We start from the raw sequence: 19,894 nt of genomic DNA, 5'->3' as shown, positions 1-19,894 counted from the left end.
GATTTGATGGCAGTATGGGGCGCGGCCTTGTCACGGATATCCCGTGGCGAGCCGCCTTCCCCCAGCCTTCTTCTGACAAAGGATCCGTCATGAACATCCATGCACTGCCGTTTTGCACCACGAACTGGGCCGAGGTCCCGACGACCGAACACAAGGGAGAGCGCGGCGTCGCCCGCTGGCACACCCGGCAGTTCGGGGATCTGCGGGTGCGAATGGTGGAGTACTCCCCCGGGTATCTGGCGGATCACTGGTGCAGCAAGGGCCATGTGCTGCTCTGCCTCGAAGGGGAGCTGCACACCGAGTTGCAGGATGGCCGCGTCTTCACCCTGACGCCGGGCATGAGCTACCAGGTGGCGGACAACGCCGAACCCCATCGCTCCTATAGCGAACTGGGCGCTCGCCTCTTTATCGTCGACTGAGCCGCTCTCTTTCCCGCTTCCCCTTGTACATCAGGAACTTGCCATGCTTGAACTCAGACCCAACTGCGAGTGCTGTGACCGGGATCTGCCCGCCGACACGGCGACGGCCTACATCTGCTCCTTCGAGTGCACCTTCTGCGCCGAGTGCAACGATCAGTATCTGCACCTGACCTGCCCCAACTGTGGCGGCGAGCTGGTCAGGCGCCCGCGCCGCCCGGCGGCCAAGCTGGTGAACAACCCCGCCTCCCTCCAGCGCGTCTTCAATCCGGCCCTGAAAGCGGCGCTGGGCAAGGGGGGCTAGGGCCCTCCCTTCATGGGAAGGGCTGGGCTGGCAACTGGCTCGTCCCTGTGGCTCTTGACCTTCTCCCGGCGGCAACCCCTATCAAGGGGGCTCACACCAAAGGAGCAAAAGATGACGGAGCGATTCGAAGGAGAAGGGGCGAAGGCCTATGACAGCCGCATCCCCCTGCTGGTGCCAGGCTACGAGCTGCTGCACCAGCTTTGTGCCTCCCGGCTGATGGCCGCGCTGGGCCAGCAGGCCCGTGTGCTGCTGGTGGGGGTGGGCACGGGCAGCGAGTTGCTGCTGCTTGGCCGTCTCTGCCCCCGCTGGACCTTTGTGGCCCAGGATATCTCGGCGGACATGCTGGCCCATGCCAGGATGCGGGCCGAGCAGGCGGGCATGGGGGAGAGGGTGTGTTGGCACCTGGGCGCATTGCCTGTGCTGGATAAGCCTTGCGATGGTGCACTCTGTCTGCTGGTGCTGCATTTTCTGGCGCAAGATGCCAAAGCCGCGCTATTGGGTGATATTTATCGCCAGCTCAATCCTGGCGCTCCCCTGCTGCTGGCGGATCTGATGGCGCCCACGGACCCGCTTGAGCGCAAGGCGATGGGGTTGCAAGCCGCCCTCGCCGGTTTGCCGCTTCCTGCCTGCGAGCAGATGGTGCGCCGCCTCGGGGAGGATTTCACCTCCCTGGACGAGGGACAGACCCGGCGCCTCTTGCAAGGGGCCGGTTTCGCGGCGGCGCACCGCTTCTTTCAGGCGCTGGGGTTTCACGGCTGGCTGGCGCAGCGGCAGTGAGCCCTGGCCGGGCTGCGCCGGATCAACGAGAGGCCCTCTCCAGCGTCAGCAGTGCCTGCTTGATGGGCAGGCCTCCCGCATAGCCGGTGAGGCTGCCATTCTGGCCGATCACCCGGTGGCAGGGGATGATGATGGAGAGCGGATTGCGACCGTTCGCGGCACCCACCGCCCGCACCGCGTTTGGCTTGCCGATGGCGCGGGCGATGTCGCCGTAGCTGCGGGTCTCCCCGTAGGGGATGTCGCACAGCGCCTGCCACACCGCTTGCTGAAACGCCGTGCCCCTGGGGGCGAGCGGCAGGGTGAAGCGCTGCAACCGGCCCGCGAAGTAGTCCCGAAACTCGGCGAGGAAGGGGGCGAGCGCCTCGCCGTCCTGCCGCCAGTCGCTCATGTCGGGCAGTGGCCGCAGCCCGGCCAGGAAGTCCACGTGCACCAGACCGCGCTCGTCGATGGCGACCAGCAGTTCGCCCTGGTCGGTGGGCATCATGTCATAGCGGATCATGGGCTCTTCTCCTCGTCTTGTGTCTGTGTTGGCCGGGTGAGCAGCGCCGGTTGTTCACTCATGGCGTGCCACAGCCAGCTCGCGGCGTAGGCGCGCCACGGCTGCCAGGGGGCGCTGCGCGCTGTCACCTCTTTCATCGGCAGCTTGTCACCGCCCCCCAGCGCCTTTTGCAGCACGAGATCCGAGGCGGGGAAGGCGTCCGTGTCGAGCCCGCAGCGCAGCCGCCAGTAAGCGACAGTCCAGGGGCCTATGCCCGGCAGCGCGAGCAGTTGCTCGTCGCTCGCGCTGCCCAGGGTGAGTGCGCCGCTTGCGAGCGCCGAGGCAAGCCCTTGCAGCGTGCGGATGCGGCTGCCCGGCATGCCGATGCCGTCGAGATCCAGCTCGCACAGCTGGGTCGGGGTGGGCAGCTGCGCGGTGCCGAACTGAGCCTGGGTGCGCGCCACCAGGCGCCCCATGATGGTGATGGCACCCTTGACCGACACCTGCTGGCCGACGATGGCGCGCAGCATCACCTCGTATTCATCCCACCCCCCCGGCAGCCGCACCCCGGGCCATCGTCCCTGGATGCCGGCGAGCAGCGGATCCTGCCCCAGGTGTTCGCCGATGCGGCTCATGTCGGCGTCGAGATCCCACATGCGGCGCACGCGGTACAGTATGTCCGGCAGCGCACTCGGCGGCAGATCCCGCACCGTGAGTCTGAGCCTCTCCCCCTCGACGGGCTCGATGCGGATGAGCCCCTCCTGCTCGCCGACCCGGTGACGGCGCTCGTAACCGTGCTCATCCACCCGCTCCAGCCCCGGAATGGCGCGCAACCGGTAGAACGCGAGCATGGCCTGGACGTCGAACGGCGGGCGATACAGCAGGTGCAGTTGCAGGCTCGATTGCGGCGCCGCCTCGCCAGTCCCCCCTTCCTGCTTGCGCAGGGCGCCCGGTGTCATGCCATACGCCTGCAGCCAGGCGTCGTTGAAGCGACGAATGCTCGCAAAGCCTGCGGCAAACGCCACGTCCGTGATGGGCAGGCGCGTCTCCGTCAGCAGCCGTTTCGCAAGCAGCAGGCGGCGCGTCTGCTCCACCTGTTTCGGCGAGGCGCCGAGGTGTTGCTCGAACTGGCGCCTCAGGGTGCGCTCCGTGATCCCGGCCTGCGTTGCAAGGGAGCCCAGGCTGTGCTCCGCCAGCTCGCCGCGCTCGATGCGCGCCAGCACCTGGGCGACGAGCGGTGGCAGATCGCCGCTCTGGGCCGGTGCGAGCTCGGGGCGACAGCGCAGGCAGGGGCGCAGCCCGTGCTGCTCCGCCGCCGCCGCGAAGCGAAAATAGCGCACATTGTGCTCGTGCGGTGCCCGCGCCGGACACACGGGGCGGCAATAGATGCCGGTGGAGAGCACCCCGGTGAAGAAGCGACCATCGAAACGCGCGTCTCGCGCGAGGCGTGCGGCGTGGCACTGCTCCCGGGTGAGACCCGGGATGATCTCGTCTCGTTGGGATGAATGCGGGGGCTCTGTGGTCATGGCATGGCTCGGGTTGCTGTGGGCATGTCCCAGAGACTAAGCGGGGGCGAGAGGGGTGACTAGCCAAAAACGGACAGGGATAGCAAAAATAGTGCGATCCGAGGAATCCCAGTCCTCCCTTTGTAAGGTTAGGGGGGCAGGACCCCACCCTAACCCTCCCCTTCGTAAGGGGAGGGGACAAACAGCTCCCCTCTGTGAACGGGGGCGGGGTTAGCTCCTCCCCCTTGTGAAGGGGGAGGCTGGGAGGGGGGTCAACCTCGCTTATTTCAGATAGCGTTGTTCGAGGTGTTTGCGCAGCCACTGGGGATTGAGTGCCTCACCGGTCGCGCGGCGAATGAGCTCGTCCGTGCCGTGCAGGCTGCCCTGGGACCAGATATGGCGACCGAGCCAGCCAAAGATCTCCGGCAGGCGGCCGGACTCTACGAGCGTGCCCATGTCGCCGAGCTCACGCTCGAGTGCGAAGCGCAGCTGCGCCGCGTACATGGCGCCGAGCGTGTAGCTCGGGAAGTAGCCAAACGAGCCGTCCGTCCAGTGGATGTCCTGCATGCAGCCGTTCTGGTAGTTGCCCTTCGTGGACAAGCCGAGCCACTGCTGCATCTTCGCGTCCCACAGCTCGGGGATGTCCGCGACCTCGATGCGCCCTTCCATCAAGTCCCGCTCCAGCTCGTAGCGCAGGATGACGTGGGCCGGGTAGGTGACTTCGTCCGCATCGACGCGGATAAAGCCGGGCTCGACCCTGTTGTACAGCTTCTCGAGGTTCGCGGGTGCGAGCGCATCCTCTGCCCCGAAGTGCGCGCGAATGCGCGGCGCAATCAGCGTGAGGAACGCGGGGTGATGGCCGAGTTGCATCTCGCAGAACAGGCTCTGGCTCTCGTGAATGCCCATGGAGCGCGCCTCGGCCACCGGCTGGCCGAGCAGTGCGCGCGGCAGGCCCTGCTCGTAGCGTGCGTGGCCCGTCTCGTGGACGATGCCCATCAGGCTGGAGACGAACTCCTGCTCGTTGTAGCGCGTGGTGATGCGCACGTCCGTCGGCACGCCGCCGCAGAACGGGTGGCTGCTCACGTCGAGCCTGCCGTGCGCAAAATCAAAGCCGAGCAGCCCCATCACCTCCTGGCCGAGCGCCTGCTGCGTCGCAACCGGGAACGGGCCTTGCGGGGTGAGGAGGGTGTCGCTCTTCTGCCGCTCGCTCACGGTCTGGATGAGGCCGGGCAACCAGCTCGTCAGATCGCCGAAGATCTGATCCAGCCTCGCGCTCGTCATGCCGGGCTCGTACAGCGCCAGCATGGCGTCATAGGGGCGCACCCCGAGCGCGTCGGCGCGCAAGGTCGCCACCTCCCGCGACAGGCGCACCACCTCCTCGAGGTTCGGGGCAAAACCTGCCCAGTCGTTCTCCTTGCGCTGGCGACGCCAGGCGTGCTCGCATTTGCTGCCGGCGAGCGACAGCGCCTCCACCAGCGCCCCCGGCAGCAGGCTTGCATCCTGCCACTGGCGCTTGATCTCCCGCAGGTTCGCACGCTGGTGCTCGTCCAGCGGTTCGCTCTCTGCCTTGGCTATCCACTCCCCAAGCTCGGGGGCGGTGCGCTTGCCGTGGATCAGCACGCCGAGCTCCGCCATCGCCTCGGCGCGGGCCTCGTTGCCTCCCTCCGGCATCATGGCGGCCTGATCCCAGCCGCAGATGGCGGAGAGGTGGGAGAGGCGGTGCAGTTGTTGCTGATGTTGTTCGAGTTTCTGGTATGACATGGGATTGTCCTTGTTATCGTCCCTGATGGTATGCACCCCGTACCTGGCATGATCGGGGCCGCCCGATGCTAGCACTGCCATCCACCCTGGTGCCACCCTCAGGCAGTCAGCCGAGGCGCTTCTGGTGCCGTTCGCGGTTTTCCGCCTTCTTGCGCTCGCTCTTGCGCAGCAATACGTAGAGCGCACCGCTGCCGCCGTGGCGGCGCTCGGCGCTGTGCATGGCCATCACCGAAGGCAACTGTGGCAGCCAGGCGCTGACATGGCTCTTGAGCAGGGCACGCGGGGTGCTGCGCTCCCCCTTGCCGTGCAGGATCAGCAGGCAGCGGATATCCCGCACTTCGCATTCGGCAATGAACTGCACCAGGGCGATACGGGCCTCGTTGAGCGTTTTGTGGTGCAGGTCGAGGGAGCCTTGCAGCTCGTATTTGCCAAGGCGCAGCTTCTTGTAGACTCCCTCCTGCACGCCGTCACGCTTGAAGCCGACGATGGCGTGGGGGTCCAGCATCTCGACTGCTTCCGTGCCGAGGTGATCCAGGGTGAGTTGTTCGGCGGTGGCGGCTTCCCGGCGCGCGAGTTGCGCCTCGGTGGGCTGGCTGTTGCCCGCAACGGGGGCGATATGGTCGCTGCGAAGGGGCCGCACGTCGGCCACTTCCTGCAGGAACAGTGAGAGTTCGTCGTTATGAGACACGGCAGGCTCCCCGCATGAAAATGAGGGAGCCAGTATAGCGGGCCTTGGTGGGCCTTAGAATGGCAACGCTCGCGGGCCCCGGCCCTGCCGGGGAGGGCGGTCTGAGCGAGCCTGGTTATTGCCCCTCTTTGGGCGGCTCTGCGTGCATCACCTTGTAGATGAAATAGACCGCATAGGCGCTGATGAGCAGGAAGGTGCCGAAAATCACCAGCATGGACATCAGCCCCACGCTGTTGCCGAACATCAGGTTCATCCAGAATTCCATCTCGTTCACTCCTGTCACTGGGCGGTGACAGGCATGATAGATACCTCTTCAGGAGGGAGGGGATGATCTCGATCAACTCCCTCTCTGGTTATTTAATCGGCAGCAAATTCTGTGAGCCGACACGCATCCGGCGCGTCAGGTCGCCGGACTGGACGCTACTTTGCTTTCTCCAGGGTCGGTTCGGTGAGGGGCGTGATGCGCCAGCCCTGCTGCTCCAGCAGGGCGAGCAGCCCATGCTCGCCGTAAAGATGCAGGGCCCCTACCACGATAAAGCTCTCGTTCGGCAGGCTGGGCCACTTCTTGACCCAGTTGCGGTTGCGCTCTGCCAGCAGGGTCTGTTCCAGCCAGGCTTGCAGCTTGGGCGGCGCCATCTCCTCCCTGAGCAGATTGATGAGGGTGGCCTCGTCCCCGTTCTGCCAGGCGGTCATCACGGCGTCGAACCCCTGCTGGATGTCGGGCAGCTCGTCCAGGGTGCTCTCCAGCATCAGGGTCTGGTTGTCGCCGACGCTCGCGAGATAGCCGAGCTGCTCCAGCAGGGTCTCCAGCCCGACGATGGGTTTGCCGCCGTCGTTCGCCCGCTTGGCGAAGTGCTGGTCGACACCGTATTCACTGCGATAGCCGGTGCGCTCCAGGGCCGCCTGGGTCAGGGTAATGGCCGCAAACCAGGGACGCAGCGGGGCCAGCATGCTCTCGTTCAGACCGTTCTGGCCCGCGGCGATGAGGGTGCGACGGTAGAGGTCGATGGGCAGGTGATCCTTGAGGGTCTTGCCGTCGACGAGCCGGGTGATGGCGCCCATCTCCTGCCACTGCTCCTGGCTGATGTGGGTCATATCCACCTCCATCACCAGGGCGCGGCTCTGCTGCCAGGCGCGCTCCACCGGGTCCGGCAGGGGATAGAGAGAGGGTTTGCCCGCATGGATGGACCCCAGCAGCCAGTGCTGTTCGTTGCCCTTGTTGATGCGGTAGAAGGCCGGATCGGCCATGGCATGGAGCGGCAGCAGCAGGCAGAGCAGGAAGGAGAGCAGCGTGGGATGGAATCTCATGAGGCACCTTATGTGAGCTGGATGAGTGCTCTATGATAAGTCCTCATTTGTCACAGCCAAGAGGTTTCCCATGCCCCACCTTCGTTTTCGGGCAGTTTCTGTCGACACCCTGCAGCGGATAAGCGCCCCCCTGATGACGGATCTCTGCGCCCTGACCGGTGGCAAGCCGGAGTTCGTCACCCTGGAGTGCGTGCCGAGCCAGTGGGTACGAGATGGCCAGCCCGAAGCCGGTTTCCCCTTCGTGGAGCTGGTCTGGTTCGAGCGACCGCAGGAGATGCAGGATGCCGCCGCCGCCCTCATCACCCGCCACCTGAAAGGGGTGCTGGGGGAGCAGACCTATGTGGTGGTGCAGGTGCTGCCCATCGTCAAGAGTCACTACTACAGCAACGGCCAGCACTATTGAGATTGAGCGGGTATCGTTGCTAAGACAGGTGCATGTCAAGAGGAGGCCCGCCGAGGGCCCCTGCCGTCCGGGCTCCCTTTATCAGGCGGATTTGATCAGCAGCTTGTCAAGCCAGCGGCTTGGCAGCAGGCGGCGCAGCACGGTAAACAATTTGGTCGGGAAGGTGACCGGGTAGCGGTGCCTGGGACGCTTGCTCGTGAGCGCATGCAGTAACGGCGGGATGCAGGCCTCGCTTGGCAGGGTAAAGCCCCGGGCACCCCCTTCACGCTCCAGCCTGGCCAGCGTCTGGGCATAGGCGTCCTGATGGCGGCTCGCGCTCGGGTCTATGTGGCGCAGGAAGGCCTCCCGGGCATTGGCGCGAAACCGGGTGTCGATGGGGCCGGGTTCGATCAGGCTGACGTGCACGCCGCTGCCCGCGAGTTCCAGGCGCAGGGTATCGGTATAGCCTTCCAGCGCGAACTTGCTGGCGTTGTAGGCGCCACGATACTTCATGGCCACCAGGCCAAGCACCGAGCTGTTCTGTACGATGCGCCCCTCGCCTGCCGCCAGCATGGGGGGCAATATCTGGCGAATGAGGTGATGCCAGCCAAAGAGGTTGGTCTCGAACTGCTCGCGCAGCGCCTCGGTGGGCAGATCTTCCAGCGCACCGGGCTGGCCGTAGGCGCCGTTGTTGAAGAGGCCGTAGAGGCGCCCTTCTGCCAGGGCCAGCGCCTCTGCCGCCCCTCGCTCTATGCTGGCGCTGTCCGCCAGATCCAGTTGCACCGCCAACAGACCCTGCTGCTGCAGCAGGGCCACATCCTCGCCCTTGCGGGCGGAAGCGATGACGGTGAAGCCCCGGGCGCCGAGCTTTCTTGCGGCGGCGAGGCCGATGCCGCTGGAGCAGCCGGTGACGAGCACGAAGGGATGGGGCATGAGCATGGTCCTGATTGACGGCCGGCAGGTGGCCCGAAGCTGGCATGGTAGCGTGGTGCCACCAAAAACAAAACCGGGCCAGAGGCCCGGTTTTCGGTCACGTCAGATGCCTGATTACATGATGGTGAACGGCATGATGATGTGGAACTTGACGTCATGCTCGGAGCTGAACATGTTCGGGTAGTACCAGCTGCCCTTGTCGTCCTGTTCGTTGTTGTAGTCGGTGTAGTGCAGCTTGAACAGGGTGCCCTTCAGCTTGCCGTCCTGCACTGTGTACATGACGTCGAAGTTGGCTGCCCACTCTTTGCCGCCTTCCAGGGACTTGTCGCCGTTGTTGGCATCCCAGCCGTAGGCACCGGAGACACCCACGCCCCAGCCCGGTGCACCCACCAGATCATCCAGGGAACGAGTCACGCCGAAGAACAGGGCTTTCTCGTCGTTGTGGTTCCAGTCGGAGCGGGAATCCCACCAGATTTCGTTCGCGCCCTGGGAGTTGCCGTAGCCGCGGGTCAGACGGGGCAGGTAGTTGCCCAGATCCCCTTCAGCCTTGGTCCACAGGCCTTCCAGACGGAAGCCATAGGGGCCGGCTGCCCAGCTGGCGGTCAGGGCTTGTTGCCAGGCCAGGCCGTCATAGTCGCTGTTCTCGGTGTCGGAACCGTAGAACTGGTAGCTGGTGTTCAGGCCACCCAGTACGTCGAACTTGTGGGCCAGCTTGAAGTGGTAGCTGTCCATGTAGCCTTCGGACTGACCGAAGCCGGCGGTGACGGCAGTGCCGTTCTCGAAGGTGTAGCGAGCGGCCAGACCGTGGATGTAGTCGATCTTGTTCGCATCGGTGAAGGGATCGCTGGCATAGGGGCTGCTCTTGGAGAAGCCGGTGGTGTTCTTGAACCAGGGAGCTTTGTACTCGTCGGCGATGGCGTAGGTCAGGTAGAGGCCGCCGAAGGTGCCTTCGATCTGGCCACCACGGTAGGTACCGGGTTGATAGGACCAGTTGACGCCGAGGATGCCGGGTACATAGAGCTGGGTGTAACCACCCTTGGCGGTGACGGCGTCACCGAACTTGAATTTCAGGGCGGCGTTGGAGAGGCTGAAGCCGTTCTCGGGAACGCCGTCACCACCTGAACCCCACTTGTCGCCCCAGAAGGAGAACTCGTTCTCTTCGTTGACGCCATTGCTCTCGTCAACGGCCAGATCGTAGGCACCGAAGCCGCCCACGTCGACGCCGACCACACCCCATGCATAGCCGGAGTTGAAGTTCAGGGCTGCCTGGGTGGTGGCATGGCTCAGGTTGGAGTGGTATTTGCCATCCTGACCCGGACCGGCCTGGACGCGATCACGCTCACGCTGGAAGTAGAACAGGCCACCGGTGAGCTTGCCTTCGTCGATGAAGGCGCTGTAGGACTTGCCGTATTCCGGGCTCATCATGTCTTGAGCGGCGAACGCCATGCCGGGGGCGACCAGTGCCGCGACCACGGCAGCACTCAACGCGGCGCGCTTGAAGATCACTTTTTCCATTTGTTATTGCTCCTGATTTTATGGACTTAGCTTTTTTATCCGGCAGCCGGGTAGGCACCCGCCGCTCGGTATTGGCATTGCAATCAACACCCCGAAGGGCAAAAAAATGGTTCTCTGTCGTGCCCTTGTGCCTGATGCCTTGGCGCATCGGTCGGGGCTATCTGCATCGTTACAGTCGTTATTTTTTGGCTGTCGATCCTTGGCGATCTGACATCACCAAGAGTACGTTCGCGGTGCGAAATATCAATGTAAAGTTCCCGGCAAGTTTCAAAAATATGACCGAGTGCAAATAATCATGATTCTTGGTGTGGGCACTCCCAGGCCACTCATGTCGGCAATGACAACGCTTTCATGGTGATTTCACCGTTCTCCTGCGCAGATCTTGCCGTCAAGGCAGAACTTTCTTTGTTAACCCGGTGGCAACATATAATTTTGTATCACAAAAAAAGATGGGCCCGGCCGGATGCCCACTGTCGTGAGCGTGAGCCGTCGCCCCGACAGACAGGGGGACCAGAGATGTGAAAGGGGTGAGGGAGCCTGTGACTGAATGGATGAGGCAACCCGTCATCGCCCGTGAAGACGTGACGGGAGTATCAGGGGAAGGGTTGCGGCAAGGCCGTACTGCGGGCAGGTAGACAGGGAACGCGCCCCGGGTCTGGTGCGTTCCAGGCCCGGGGGTTATCAGCTCTGGCTCAGGATCCGGGGGATCTGCTGGGCCTGGTGGTGGATGTGCTCCGAGACCTGTACCGAGAGGCGGCTGCCCTGGCGGGCGTGCTGGCTGATGCGACCGATGAGGGCGGCGAAGCTCGCCAGCCTGTGCTCCTGACTCTTGGCATTGTCGGCCCCTTGCAGGGCGATGACGGCGGTGCTGCGCGCCATCTCCCGCACCGTCAGGGTGGTCTGGCGCAGCTGCTCCGCCTGCTGGCGCTGCTCGGCGGCCTCTGCGGTGATGCGGGCCAGCACGGTGGCGAGCTGATCCCCCGCCTGGGTGAGGCTGGCCAGGATCTCGGTGATCTGGCCGAGGGAGCGCTGGGTGTCGGCGGAGAGGTGGCGCACCTCGTCGGCTACCACCGCGAAGCCGCGTCCCTGCTCCCCGGCCCTGGCCGCCTCGATGGCGGCGTTGAGGGCCAGCAGGTTGGTCTGCTGGGAGATATGGCCGATGACGTCGACGATGGCAGTCACGTCCTCCACCGAGCGGGTCAGCTGGGCCAGGGCGCCGCTGCTCTCGTCGATGGCGAGCCCGGTCTGGGCGGTAGCCGTCAGCATGCCCCCTACCAGCCGCTCGCTCTGGCTCATGGAGTGTTCATTGTGCTGGGCGTGCTGGGCGATTTCGGCGGCGACCTGGTGCACCTCGCTGGCGAGCTGGTTGAGCTCCTGCATCATGGTGTCGCTCTCATCCACCGCCTGCTCCGTGGTGCGGGTGCTGTGATGGATCTCCTGCACCTGCTCCACCATCTCCTGCAGGCTGGAAGAGACGCTGGAGAGCTGCCCCGCCTTCTGCTGCTGATCCTGTTGCAGGCGCTGTATCAGGCGGTTGTAGCTCGCGACGATGTCCGCCAGTTCGTTGCGCTCGCGCCCCGGGGTCAGGAGCTGGGCCTGACCCGTGGCGTCGAGCTGCAGGAAGGCTGCCCGCAGTTGCAGCAGGGGCCTGACCAGCCAGCGACGCTGCACCAGGGCGAACAGCAGGGCCACCACGACCAGGCAGAGCGCCAGCATGCCGAGCACGGTGGCCAGCTCCCGGTTCATGGTCTGACGGGCGGCGGCGAGTTGCTCACCCAATTGCTCCCCCGCTTGCAGCAGCTGGGTGATGTCCTGCTGCACCATCTGACGAGCAGCCTGCTGCTGTTGCAGCGCCTTGCGGCTGTTTTCCAGCTCCTGGGGATAGCGCTTGAGCAGGGAGGTCAGCTCGGCTTTGGGCTGATCCCCGAGCTCCTTGCGTATCGGCTCTCCCAGGGTGAATTCGTCGGCCGGTGCCTCCTCGAAAAGTGCCAGGCTCGGCAGGGCGGCCAGGGAGTCGGCCTGCTTTTGCAGGGCAGCCAGCTCGAATTGCAGCCCTTCGAGACGCTTGGCACTCGCCTGCTCCATGTAGTTCTGGCGCTGGTGGGCGAGGGAGGGGAGGGCGGTCAGGATGTCGGCCGCCCCCTGGCGATACTGCTCGGCAAGGGCCGGATCCCGCCCGGCGGCTGCTCCCTGCTGGCCGTAACGGAGCAAGGCTTTGGCCTGGGTGGTCAACTCGTTCTCGGCATTTTGCAGCAACCACTGGCTGTTGCCGGAGAGCTTGCCCGCCGCCAGATAGTCGCCGTCAATGCGGGTTTTCATCTGCTCAAGCCGGGCGTTTAGCGGCTGGGTCTGGGGATCCTCCAGGCGGGACAACAGCGCCAGCGCCTGCTGGCGCACTCCCTGGGCCTGGGCCAGCAGCAGGGGATCCCCGCTGCCGAGATAGTCGCGAAGCGCCCCCTGCAGCGGACCGCTCAGTTGCTGTTGCAGGCGCTCCTGCAGACGCTGGGCCTGGGCCGAGTGGTTGAATTGTTGCCAGCCATGATAGAGCGCGGTGGCCTGGACACCGGCCACCAGCAGCAAGACGAGGGAAGAGAGGGAGGCAAAATGGGCAATTTTCACATCAGATTCCTGCTTGAATCACGCAATGGGCGCGAGCTTAATCAGGTCTGATGGCGTTTTTATGACAGTGGCCGTGCCAGCTCCCGTTGATTTGGGCTTTTCACCAGCAGGCCGAGCAGGGCGCCGCCCATGATGAGCCCCCCCGCCAGCAGATGGCGCGGGGTGAGCGCCTCGCCGTTGAGCCAGACCAGCAGCAGGGTGCTCAGCAAGGGAGTGAGGTAGGCGAGCGCGCCGATGCGGCGCGGATCCCCGTCCCGCAGCGCCAGATACCAGGTGACGAAGGCCGCCCCCATGGGGCCGAGGGCGAGCCCGGCGATGAGCAGCCAGTCCCCCTGGGGGATCCGGGCGAATGGCAAGGGGCCTTCCAGCATCCATGCCAGCAGCAGGGCCAGGAGCCCTGCGGGCAGGCAGGCGGCGGCCGTGACCACGGCGGGAGCGGGAGGCAGGCGGCGGGAGAGCACGGAATAGGCGCCCCAGACGATGGCGGCGCCGAGGGCCAGCAGGTAGCCGGGCAGATGGGCCTGTTGCAACTGCAGGTGACCATCGACCATCACCAGCACCGATCCCGCGAGACCCAGGGCCCCGGCCAGCAGATGGTGCAGGCTCAGGGGATGACCCGGCAGCAGCAAGGGGGTGAACAGGATGATGCACAGCGGCCACAGGTAGTTGATGAGGTTTGCCTCCAGCACGGGGGCGTGGCGAAAGCTTGTGAACAGCAGCAGGTGATAGAGCAGCAGGGCGGTGATGGTCACCAGCCAGGTGAGGGGGCTGGCGCGCCACTGGCGCCAGAATGGCAGGGTGCCCGCCCCGCAGAACAGCAGCACCAGCCCCACCAGCACGAGCGGCGAGACGCTGGTGATCCGGGAGGTGAGCGCGGCGAGGGAGGCCCACAACAAGATGGTGAGCAGGGCAAAACCGGTGGACTTGTCCCACCAGGAAGACGCAGGCATCCAACACTCCTTTGCAAGATGAATGAACGAAAAAGAGGGCCAGTCTAGCAGACTGGCCCTCGTCACACAGCGTTGCCGTGACGGTGCGGGTTATGACTCCCGGCTCGGGACGGCCCCTGCCGCCGGAGCCAGGGACTGCCCCTTGACGTACCAGACGATGAGGGCCAGCACCAGCAGCGGCAGCACGGGGTCGAACCAGGTGCCGCCGGAGCCGAACAGCAGGTTCAGCAGGGCGACGCCGGTGCCGCCGATGGCCCAGGCGATGGTGGTCGGGATGGACCAGACGATCATCTGCTGCTTGACGTCGGAGATCCCCATCATGCGGTTGACCACCCAGAACAGGCTGTCGTTGAAGTAACCGAAGAAGAGCGACCCCATGGTGGCGGCCTGGGCGGCCAGCAGCATGTTGACCCCGGGGATCTGCGCCAGGATGGGGGCGGAGATGGAGGCCGCCGTCACCATGGCCACGGTGCCGGACCCCTGGATGAGGCGCACCAGAGTCGCCACGATGAAGGGGATCAGGATGGGGGAGATGGGCAATTGGGCGATCTGCTCGGCCAGTTGCTGGCCTGCGCCACTGTCGCGCAGCACAGCCCCCAGCGCCCCACCGGCACCGGTCACCAGCAAGATGATGCCGGCGGATTGCAACCCCTCTTCCAGGCGGGCGGCGGTGGCGTGCCTGTCCATGTGCGGGACCAGGGTATAGACCGCCAGCAGCACGCTGATGGCCAGCGCGATGATGGGGGTGCCGATGAAGTTGATGCCCTGCACCAGGGGGTTCGCCATCAGCCCGTCCATGCCCTCCAGGGTGGCCAGAGTGGTGAAGATGGCCTTGACGAAGATTAGCACGATGGGCACCAGGATCGGCAGCAGCGACAGGGTCAGGCTCGGCAGGGTCTTGCCCTCCTTCTCCTTGAGGTACTGCTCATAGGTGGCTTGCAGCTCGTCCGGGGTCTGGGCGGCCTGGGCACCGAACTCGGGGTACTTCTTGTCGAGCCACTGGGCGTAGAAGACGATGCCGAGCACGCAGGGGATGGCCAGGGCCATGCCGGTCAGCAGCATGGCGCCGATGTCCACGCCAAACAGGCCGGCAACCCCCAGCGGGCCCGGGGTCGGCGGCACGGTATGGTGGGTTACCACCAGGCCGCCCGCGAGCGCCACCCCCAAGGTGAGCAGGGAGCGCTTGCCACTTTTTGCCAGCGCCTTGGCCACCGGATAGAGGATGACGAAGGCGGAATCCACGAAGATGGGGATGCTGACGATGTAGCCCGTGATGGCCAGTGCCCACTCCTCGCGGCGCTTGCCGAGCCACTTGATGAAGCTGTAGGCGATCTGTTCGGCGGCGCCGGAGACCTCAAGCAGGCGACCCATCATGACCCCGAGGCCGATGACGATGCCGATGCTGCCGAGGGTGGAGCCAAAGCCCTGGGTGATCACGGTGAGGGTCTTGTCGATGCTCATGCCGCCGGTGATCCCGGCGATGCAGGCCGCCGCCAGCATGGCGATCAGGGCGTGCACCCGGGTGCGGATGACCAGGAACACCAGCACGAAGACCGCGATGATGAGACCGATGATGGGGGTTGGGATGTCGCTCATGATGCCTCCTGCATGTCATGGGTGATGAAACTGTCGATGATGTCGGCAAACGTCCTGTCTGCCGCGAAGCCGAGGGCGCTGGCTCGCTGGTTGTCGATGCGTCCCGGCCAGCTCGCCACGATGCGCTCGATGGCCGGATCGGCGGCAAACTGCACCCGATCCCGGGCCGCCTGGCCACCGACCCGTGCGAGGGCCTCCAGCATTTCGCCGACGGTCACGCTGATGCCGGGCAGGTTGATGCTGCGGGCGTCACCGGTGGCGGGAAGTCTGGCCGCCAGCAGGAAGTTCGCGACCACGGTGGCGGGGCTGGAGAGCCAGAGGCGCAGATCCGGGCTCACCGGGCAGATGGCGCTCTCCCCTTGCAGCGGCTCGCGGATGATGCTGCTGACAAAGGAGGAGGCGGCGCGGTTCGGCTTGCCCGGCCGCACGCAGATGGTGGGCAGGCGCAATACCAGACCGTCGACGAAGCCCTTGCGGCTGTAGTCGTTGACCAGCAGTTCCCCCATGGCCTTCTGGGCGCCGTAGGAGGAGGTTGGGGTCAGGGCGGTACCGTCATTCACCAGCTCCGGCAGCGGGCCGCCATAGACGGCGAGCGAGCTGGTGAAGACGAAGCGGATGCCCGGCCGGGCATGGCGGCACGCCTCCAGCAGGGTGCGGGTGGTGTCCAGGTTGACCTGCCAGCCGAGATCGAAGTCCTGCTCCGCGTGGCTGCTGACGATGGCCGCCAGGTGGTAGACCACGGCGGTCCGCTCGCTGATGAGGGACTCGGCGACACCGGGTTCGGTGAGGTCGGCCCGCAGACAGCGAACCCTGGGGTCCGGCAGGGGGGATTGCGGCTGCTGGATGTCCACCAGCAGCAGCTCGGTGAAGGGGTGGGGGCCTTGCAGCAGGGCCCGGGCCAGTTTCTGGCCCAGGAAGCCACCGCCGCCGGTGATGATGATCTGCATCTTGTTATCCTCAGACTCGTTCATGTTCAGGGTCGTTATTGTTGTGTCAGCCAGCCCAGCCCTTCCCGGGTGCCGGCTCTGGGGTTGTACTCGCAGCCTATCCAGTCGTGGTAGCCCGCCTGCGCCAGCGCCTTGAACAGGTGGGGGTAGGCGATCTCCCCCTCGTCCGGCTCGTGGCGATCCGGCACCGAGGCGATCTGGACGTGGCCGATGGCCGGACCCAGCTTGCCGATGAGGCGGGTGAGATCCCCGTCCATGATCTGGGCGTGGTAGAGGTCAAGCTGCACCCCCACGTTGGGCCTGTCTATCTCCTGCACCAGGGCCAGGGCGTCGAGCTGGTGGGCCAGGAAGTAGCCGGGCACATCTCTATCGTTGAGCGGCTCCAGCAGCACCTTGATGCCGTCTTCGGCCAGGAAGTCGGCGGCGAAGCGGATGTTGTCGATCAGGGTCTGGCGGTGGGCCGAGAGGCTATGAGCAGGGTCCACGATGCCGCTCATGGCGTGTACCTTGGTGCAGCCGAGCGCCAGGGCATAGTCACGCACGCTTGGCAGGTGGCCGCGAAACTCCGCTTCCCGCCCCGGGATGGCAGCCATGCCGCGCTCACCTGCGCCCCAGTTGCCCGGCGGCATGTTGAACAGGGCCTGGGAGAGCCCCTGCTCGCGCAAGCGGCGGCCCAGCTCTGCGGCCGGCCACTCGTAGGGGAAGAGGAACTCCACCGCCTCGAAGCCTGCGTCGCGGGCGGCGGCGAAGCGCTCCAGAAACGGCACCTCGGTAAACAGCATGGTGAGATTGGCGGCAAACTTGCTCATGGTTTCATCCTCCTCAATTCATCAATTTCGGGTTCGCTCAGGTAGCGGATGGAGTGGCCATGAAGCATCAGTGCCAGGCGTGCCGTCTCCTCCAGTTCTTCCATGTTGTTGACCGCATCCACCAGATCCTTGCCCGTCACCACGGGGCCGTGGTTGGCCAGCAGGAAGGCGTTGCCTTCGGGGGCGCGGCGCCCCAGCTCCTCGGCGATGCGGGCATCCCCCGGTTTGTAGTAGGGGATGAGCGGCAACTGGCCGACCCGCATCACGTAGTAGGGGGTGAAGGGGCGGATGACGTTGGCCGGAGCCAGCCCCTCCAGACAGGAGAGGGCGGTCAGGTGGGTGCAGTGCAGGTGCACCACGGCCCGGCAGTCCGGATTGTTGTGGTAGATGGCAAGGTGGAAGGCCACCTCCTTGGAGGGGCGATCACCTCCCAGGTGTTCCCCCTGCAGGTTGACGTGAGAGAGCCTGTCGGCGCTGAGCCGTCCCAGGCAGGAGCCGGTCGGGGTGGCGATCAGGGTGCCGTCCGGCAGCAGGGCGGAGAGGTTGCCGGCGCCCCCGGTGGCATATCCGCGCTGGAAGAGGGAGGCCCCCAGCATCACCATGGTGTCGCGCAGTGCCTGTTCAGTCATGGAAGTACTCCTGAGCCTTGTCGAAGAAGTCGTCGCTCCCGAAATTGCCGGACTTGAGGGCCAGCGACAGGGGGGAGTCGATGGCCCGCACCCAGGGCACACCGGGGGCGATCTGCGGGCCTATGTGGAACGCCTTGACGCCGAGGGCCTGGGTGACCCGGCTCGAGGTCTCGCCACCGGCGATGATGAAGCGGTCCACGCCGGCGCCTTGCAGCAGTTGGGCGAGGCGGGCAAAGCAGTGTTCCACCGCGTCGCTGGCCGCCTGCTGGCCGTGGGTTTCCTGAATGCGGGCCAGCTCCGCCGGGCTGGTGGTGGCGTAGACCAGCGGCGCCGGGGTCCGGGGCTGGTCCAGTACCCAGCGCGCCAGCTCGGCCGGGTAGTCGGCCTCTTCGAGGCAGCGCACCACATCCAGCGCCAGGGCAGGAGCGTGCTGGCGATAGCGGGCCACCTGACGGTTGGTCATCTCGGAGCAGGAGCCCGACAGCACCGCGGTGCGGGTGCCTCTGGGCCAGCCCGCTTCGCGGGCACCCTGCAGATCGCCGCTCCCAAGCTGACGGGCCAGGCCGATGGCGAGGCCGGATCCGCCGGTCACCAGGGGCATGTCGAGGGCGGCGGTGGCGATGTCCAGCAGGTGCTGCTCGGTCAGGGTGTCGACCACGGCGTAGCGCACACCCGCTTGCGTTAGCTGCTCAAAGGCGTCGGCAATGGCGCCGGGACCCTGTGCGATGGTATTGAACGGCACCAGACCGGCGCGGCCCTGGGCTTGCCCCTCCATCAGCCGCAGCAGGTTGCTGTCGGTCATGGGGGTGATGGGGTGATGGCGCATGCCGGACTCGGCGAGCGGCTGGGCGCCGACGAAGAGGTTGCCCTGATAGACGGTGCGACCGTTTACCGGCAGGGCCGGACAGATCAGGGTGAAGTGCTGGCCAAGCGCCGCCAGCAGGGCGTCGGTGACGGGGCCGATGTTGCCCGCTGCCGTGCTGTCGAAGGTGGAGCAGTACTTCTGGTAGATGCGCGGGCAGCCGCGGGCCTTGAGCCAGTCGAGGGCCGCCAGGGAGTCGCGCACTGCCTCATCGGCCGGGCAGGAGCGGCTCTTGAGGCTGATCACCACGGCGTCGACCCCGGTCAGATCCGCCTCTGCCGGGATGCCGGCAAACTGGATGGTGGAGAGGCCGTTCTCCACCAGGAAACCGGCGATGTCGGTGGCGCCGGTGAAGTCGTCTGCGATGACTCCGAGTTTCATGCTTGCTCCTCCTGACCCGGCAGGGTGATGCCTGAGAAGATCTTGATGACGGCGCTGTCATCTTCCTGGCCGTGGCCCGCGTTGCTGGCACCGAGGAACATGTTCAGCGCCGTGCTCGCGAGCGGCAGCGGGAAGCGCAGCGCCTTGGCGGTGTCCGCCACCAGGGTGAGATCCTTGACGAAGATGTCCACTGCGGAGCGGGCCTGGTAGTCACCGGCCAGCACCCGGGGCATGCGGTTTTCAAACATCCAGGAGTTGCCGGCGGCATGGGTCACCACGTCATACATGAGATCCAGGGACACCCCTGCCCGGCTGGCCAGCGCCATGGCCTCGGCGGCCACCGCGATGTGCACCCCGGCCAGCAGCTGGTGGATGATCTTGACTGTGCTGCCCTGGCCCGGCTCGCTGCCGACCCGGTAGACCTTGCCGGCCACCGCATCCAGCACCGGGGCCAGCTTGTCGAAGGCGGCGTCGGCGCCTGCGGCCATCACCGTCATCTCGCCGGCATCGGCCTTGATGGCACCACCGGAAACCGGCGCATCCAGCATCGGCAACCCCATCTGCGCCAGCTCGGCGGCCAGGGCGCTCGCCTCTTCGGCAGCGATGGTGGAAGAGACCATGATGGCGGTGCCCGGTTTGAGGTGGCGAGCCAGCCCCGCTTCGCCGAGCAGGATGCGGCGCACCTGGGTGGCGTTGACCACCAGCAACAGCACGGCATCGAGCGTCTCGGCCAGGGGCCTGGCATCGGCCATGACGGCGGCGGCACCGGCCTGCTGCAACTGGCCGCGAGCCTGTTCGCTGAGGTCGATGCCATAGGTGGTGAGCCCGGCCCGCAGGCAGGAACGGGCGGCGCCCATGCCCATGGCGCCCAGGCCGATGACCGCAACATGATAGGGAGTGCTCATCTCGTGATTCCTCGATTACGACTGATGAGCAGATAGTAGAGGCTTGCGGCGATGAAATATCAGGCAGTCGTCACAAAAAATAACTTAATTGGTGTTAATTTTTGTTATTTATGAGGGTTGAGATTCTTT

20 protein-coding genes are annotated in these 19,894 nt (G+C 65.6%); 4 read left to right on the top strand and 16 right to left on the bottom strand.

Features of this window, described 5'->3' with window-relative positions; genetic code table 11:
- The first annotated feature begins 89 nt into the window (after window positions 1-89).
- The 3 genes from C2U47_RS04375 (at window position 90) to C2U47_RS04365 (ending at window position 1,497) form a co-directional block, all read left to right on the top strand.
- On the top strand, window positions 90-419 hold the full coding sequence (locus C2U47_RS04375; protein ID WP_010673280.1) for a DHCW motif cupin fold protein: 330 nt from the start codon (window positions 90-92) through the stop codon (window positions 417-419).
- A gap of 43 nt (window positions 420-462) precedes the next feature.
- Entirely contained in the window at window positions 463-720 is a 258-nt protein-coding gene (locus C2U47_RS04370) for a DUF1272 domain-containing protein (protein ID WP_010673281.1), read from the top strand.
- Between the two features lie 111 nt (window positions 721-831).
- Window positions 832-1,497, top strand: a complete 666-nt coding sequence (locus tag C2U47_RS04365) for a class I SAM-dependent methyltransferase (protein ID WP_010673282.1) — start codon at window positions 832-834, stop codon at window positions 1,495-1,497.
- Between the two features lie 22 nt (window positions 1,498-1,519).
- Here the strand turns inward: C2U47_RS04365 and C2U47_RS04360 are convergent, their stop codons facing one another.
- The 6 genes from C2U47_RS04360 to C2U47_RS04335 all read right to left on the bottom strand — a co-directional run bounded on the left by C2U47_RS04360 (window position 1,520) and on the right by C2U47_RS04335 (window position 7,237).
- On the bottom strand, window positions 1,520-1,996 hold the full coding sequence (locus C2U47_RS04360) for a methylated-DNA--[protein]-cysteine S-methyltransferase (RefSeq protein ID WP_010673283.1): 477 nt from the start codon (window positions 1,994-1,996) through the stop codon (window positions 1,520-1,522).
- Window positions 1,993-3,501, bottom strand: coding sequence for a DNA-3-methyladenine glycosylase 2 (locus C2U47_RS04355; RefSeq protein WP_010673284.1), 1,509 nt, complete (start codon window positions 3,499-3,501; stop codon window positions 1,993-1,995). Before C2U47_RS04355 ends, C2U47_RS04360 begins: the two co-directional genes overlap by 4 nt.
- A 261-nt stretch (window positions 3,502-3,762) precedes the next feature.
- On the bottom strand, window positions 3,763-5,241 hold the full coding sequence (locus C2U47_RS04350; protein WP_010673285.1) for a carboxypeptidase M32: 1,479 nt from the start codon (window positions 5,239-5,241) through the stop codon (window positions 3,763-3,765).
- Window positions 5,242-5,347: 106 nt separating this feature from the next.
- The gene (gene smrA / locus C2U47_RS04345) at window positions 5,348-5,929 is read right to left on the bottom strand and encodes a DNA endonuclease SmrA (RefSeq protein WP_010673286.1); all 582 of its coding nucleotides are present in this window, start codon (window positions 5,927-5,929) and stop codon (window positions 5,348-5,350) included.
- 115 nt (window positions 5,930-6,044) lie between these two features.
- A complete protein-coding gene (locus C2U47_RS04340) occupies window positions 6,045-6,194 on the bottom strand; it encodes a DUF3149 domain-containing protein (protein WP_010673287.1) in 150 nt (49 codons plus the stop codon).
- A gap of 155 nt (window positions 6,195-6,349) precedes the next feature.
- A complete protein-coding gene (locus tag C2U47_RS04335) occupies window positions 6,350-7,237 on the bottom strand; it encodes a TraB/GumN family protein (protein WP_010673288.1) in 888 nt (295 codons plus the stop codon).
- Between the two features lie 70 nt (window positions 7,238-7,307).
- Here C2U47_RS04335 and C2U47_RS04330 point away from each other — a divergent pair, with 70 nt between their 5' ends.
- Window positions 7,308-7,640, top strand: coding sequence for a DUF1904 family protein (locus tag C2U47_RS04330; protein WP_010673289.1), 333 nt, complete (start codon window positions 7,308-7,310; stop codon window positions 7,638-7,640).
- An 81-nt stretch (window positions 7,641-7,721) separates the two neighbouring features.
- On the opposite strand, the gene C2U47_RS04325 is transcribed toward C2U47_RS04330, so the two are convergent.
- The 10 genes from C2U47_RS04325 to ltnD all read right to left on the bottom strand — a co-directional run bounded on the left by C2U47_RS04325 (window position 7,722) and on the right by ltnD (window position 19,765).
- Window positions 7,722-8,552, bottom strand: coding sequence for an SDR family oxidoreductase (locus C2U47_RS04325; protein WP_010673290.1), 831 nt, complete (start codon window positions 8,550-8,552; stop codon window positions 7,722-7,724).
- A gap of 114 nt (window positions 8,553-8,666) precedes the next feature.
- On the bottom strand, window positions 8,667-10,067 hold the full coding sequence (locus tag C2U47_RS04320) for an OprD family outer membrane porin (RefSeq protein WP_010673291.1): 1,401 nt from the start codon (window positions 10,065-10,067) through the stop codon (window positions 8,667-8,669).
- 681 nt (window positions 10,068-10,748) lie between these two features.
- Window positions 10,749-12,686 carry a methyl-accepting chemotaxis protein gene (locus C2U47_RS04315; RefSeq protein WP_010673292.1) on the bottom strand — a complete coding sequence of 646 codons (1,938 nt, stop codon included), beginning with the start codon at window positions 12,684-12,686 and terminating at the stop codon, window positions 10,749-10,751.
- Between the two features lie 59 nt (window positions 12,687-12,745).
- Window positions 12,746-13,636 (bottom strand): DMT family transporter, encoded by an 891-nt coding sequence (locus C2U47_RS04310; protein ID WP_010673293.1) that lies wholly within the window; start codon window positions 13,634-13,636, stop codon window positions 12,746-12,748.
- A 90-nt stretch (window positions 13,637-13,726) separates the two neighbouring features.
- Complete coding sequence (locus C2U47_RS04305) at window positions 13,727-15,232, bottom strand: GntP family permease (protein ID WP_010673294.1); 1,506 nt, start codon at window positions 15,230-15,232, stop codon at window positions 13,727-13,729.
- Window positions 15,229-16,203 (bottom strand): D-erythronate dehydrogenase, encoded by a 975-nt coding sequence (gene denD, locus C2U47_RS04300; protein WP_223929660.1) that lies wholly within the window; start codon window positions 16,201-16,203, stop codon window positions 15,229-15,231. Before denD ends, C2U47_RS04305 begins: the two co-directional genes overlap by 4 nt.
- Before the next feature lie 11 nt (window positions 16,204-16,214).
- The gene (gene otnI / locus C2U47_RS04295; RefSeq protein WP_010673296.1) at window positions 16,215-16,988 is read right to left on the bottom strand and encodes a 2-oxo-tetronate isomerase; all 774 of its coding nucleotides are present in this window, start codon (window positions 16,986-16,988) and stop codon (window positions 16,215-16,217) included.
- Window positions 16,985-17,617 carry a 3-oxo-tetronate 4-phosphate decarboxylase gene (gene otnC, locus C2U47_RS04290; protein WP_010673297.1) on the bottom strand — a complete coding sequence of 211 codons (633 nt, stop codon included), beginning with the start codon at window positions 17,615-17,617 and terminating at the stop codon, window positions 16,985-16,987. The genes otnI and otnC overlap by 4 nt, the downstream gene beginning before the upstream one ends.
- Window positions 17,610-18,860 (bottom strand): 3-oxo-tetronate kinase, encoded by a 1,251-nt coding sequence (gene otnK / locus C2U47_RS04285; RefSeq protein ID WP_010673298.1) that lies wholly within the window; start codon window positions 18,858-18,860, stop codon window positions 17,610-17,612. The genes otnC and otnK overlap by 8 nt, the downstream gene beginning before the upstream one ends.
- Window positions 18,857-19,765, bottom strand: a complete 909-nt coding sequence (ltnD, locus tag C2U47_RS04280) for an L-threonate dehydrogenase (RefSeq protein ID WP_010673299.1) — start codon at window positions 19,763-19,765, stop codon at window positions 18,857-18,859. Before ltnD ends, otnK begins: the two co-directional genes overlap by 4 nt.
- Window positions 19,766-19,894 lie beyond the last annotated feature (129 nt).

Origin of the sequence: Aeromonas sp. ASNIH7 (assembly GCF_002903485.1) — a bacterium.
GTDB classification, from domain to species: Bacteria; Pseudomonadota; Gammaproteobacteria; order Enterobacterales; family Aeromonadaceae; genus Aeromonas; species Aeromonas caviae.
This window is presented reverse-complemented; position numbering and strand designations above follow the sequence as displayed.

Bases quoted from the DNA above. Each gene is read 5' to 3' on its own strand.
- C2U47_RS04365 (WP_010673282.1), top strand. From the start codon at position 832: ATGACGGAGCGATTCGAAGGAGAAGGGGCGAAGGCCTATGACAGCCGC.
- otnC (WP_010673297.1), bottom strand. From the start codon at position 17,617: ATGACTGAACAGGCACTGCGCGACACCATGGTGATGCTGGGGGCCTCC.
- ltnD (WP_010673299.1), bottom strand. From the start codon at position 19,765: ATGAGCACTCCCTATCATGTTGCGGTCATCGGCCTGGGCGCCATGGGC.
- C2U47_RS04340 (WP_010673287.1), bottom strand. From the start codon at position 6,194: ATGGAATTCTGGATGAACCTGATGTTCGGCAACAGCGTGGGGCTGATG.
- C2U47_RS04330 (WP_010673289.1), top strand. From the start codon at position 7,308: ATGCCCCACCTTCGTTTTCGGGCAGTTTCTGTCGACACCCTGCAGCGG.
- otnI (WP_010673296.1), bottom strand. From the start codon at position 16,988: ATGAGCAAGTTTGCCGCCAATCTCACCATGCTGTTTACCGAGGTGCCG.
- otnK (WP_010673298.1), bottom strand. From the start codon at position 18,860: ATGAAACTCGGAGTCATCGCAGACGACTTCACCGGCGCCACCGACATC.
- C2U47_RS04305 (WP_010673294.1), bottom strand. From the start codon at position 15,232: ATGAGCGACATCCCAACCCCCATCATCGGTCTCATCATCGCGGTCTTC.
- C2U47_RS04335 (WP_010673288.1), bottom strand. From the start codon at position 7,237: ATGAGATTCCATCCCACGCTGCTCTCCTTCCTGCTCTGCCTGCTGCTG.
- denD (WP_223929660.1), bottom strand. From the start codon at position 16,203: ATGAACGAGTCTGAGGATAACAAGATGCAGATCATCATCACCGGCGGC.
- C2U47_RS04325 (WP_010673290.1), bottom strand. From the start codon at position 8,552: ATGCCCCATCCCTTCGTGCTCGTCACCGGCTGCTCCAGCGGCATCGGC.
- C2U47_RS04310 (WP_010673293.1), bottom strand. From the start codon at position 13,636: ATGCCTGCGTCTTCCTGGTGGGACAAGTCCACCGGTTTTGCCCTGCTC.
- C2U47_RS04370 (WP_010673281.1), top strand. From the start codon at position 463: ATGCTTGAACTCAGACCCAACTGCGAGTGCTGTGACCGGGATCTGCCC.
- C2U47_RS04320 (WP_010673291.1), bottom strand. From the start codon at position 10,067: ATGGAAAAAGTGATCTTCAAGCGCGCCGCGTTGAGTGCTGCCGTGGTC.
- C2U47_RS04360 (WP_010673283.1), bottom strand. From the start codon at position 1,996: ATGATCCGCTATGACATGATGCCCACCGACCAGGGCGAACTGCTGGTC.
- C2U47_RS04375 (WP_010673280.1), top strand. From the start codon at position 90: ATGAACATCCATGCACTGCCGTTTTGCACCACGAACTGGGCCGAGGTC.
- C2U47_RS04355 (WP_010673284.1), bottom strand. From the start codon at position 3,501: ATGACCACAGAGCCCCCGCATTCATCCCAACGAGACGAGATCATCCCG.
- C2U47_RS04350 (WP_010673285.1), bottom strand. From the start codon at position 5,241: ATGTCATACCAGAAACTCGAACAACATCAGCAACAACTGCACCGCCTC.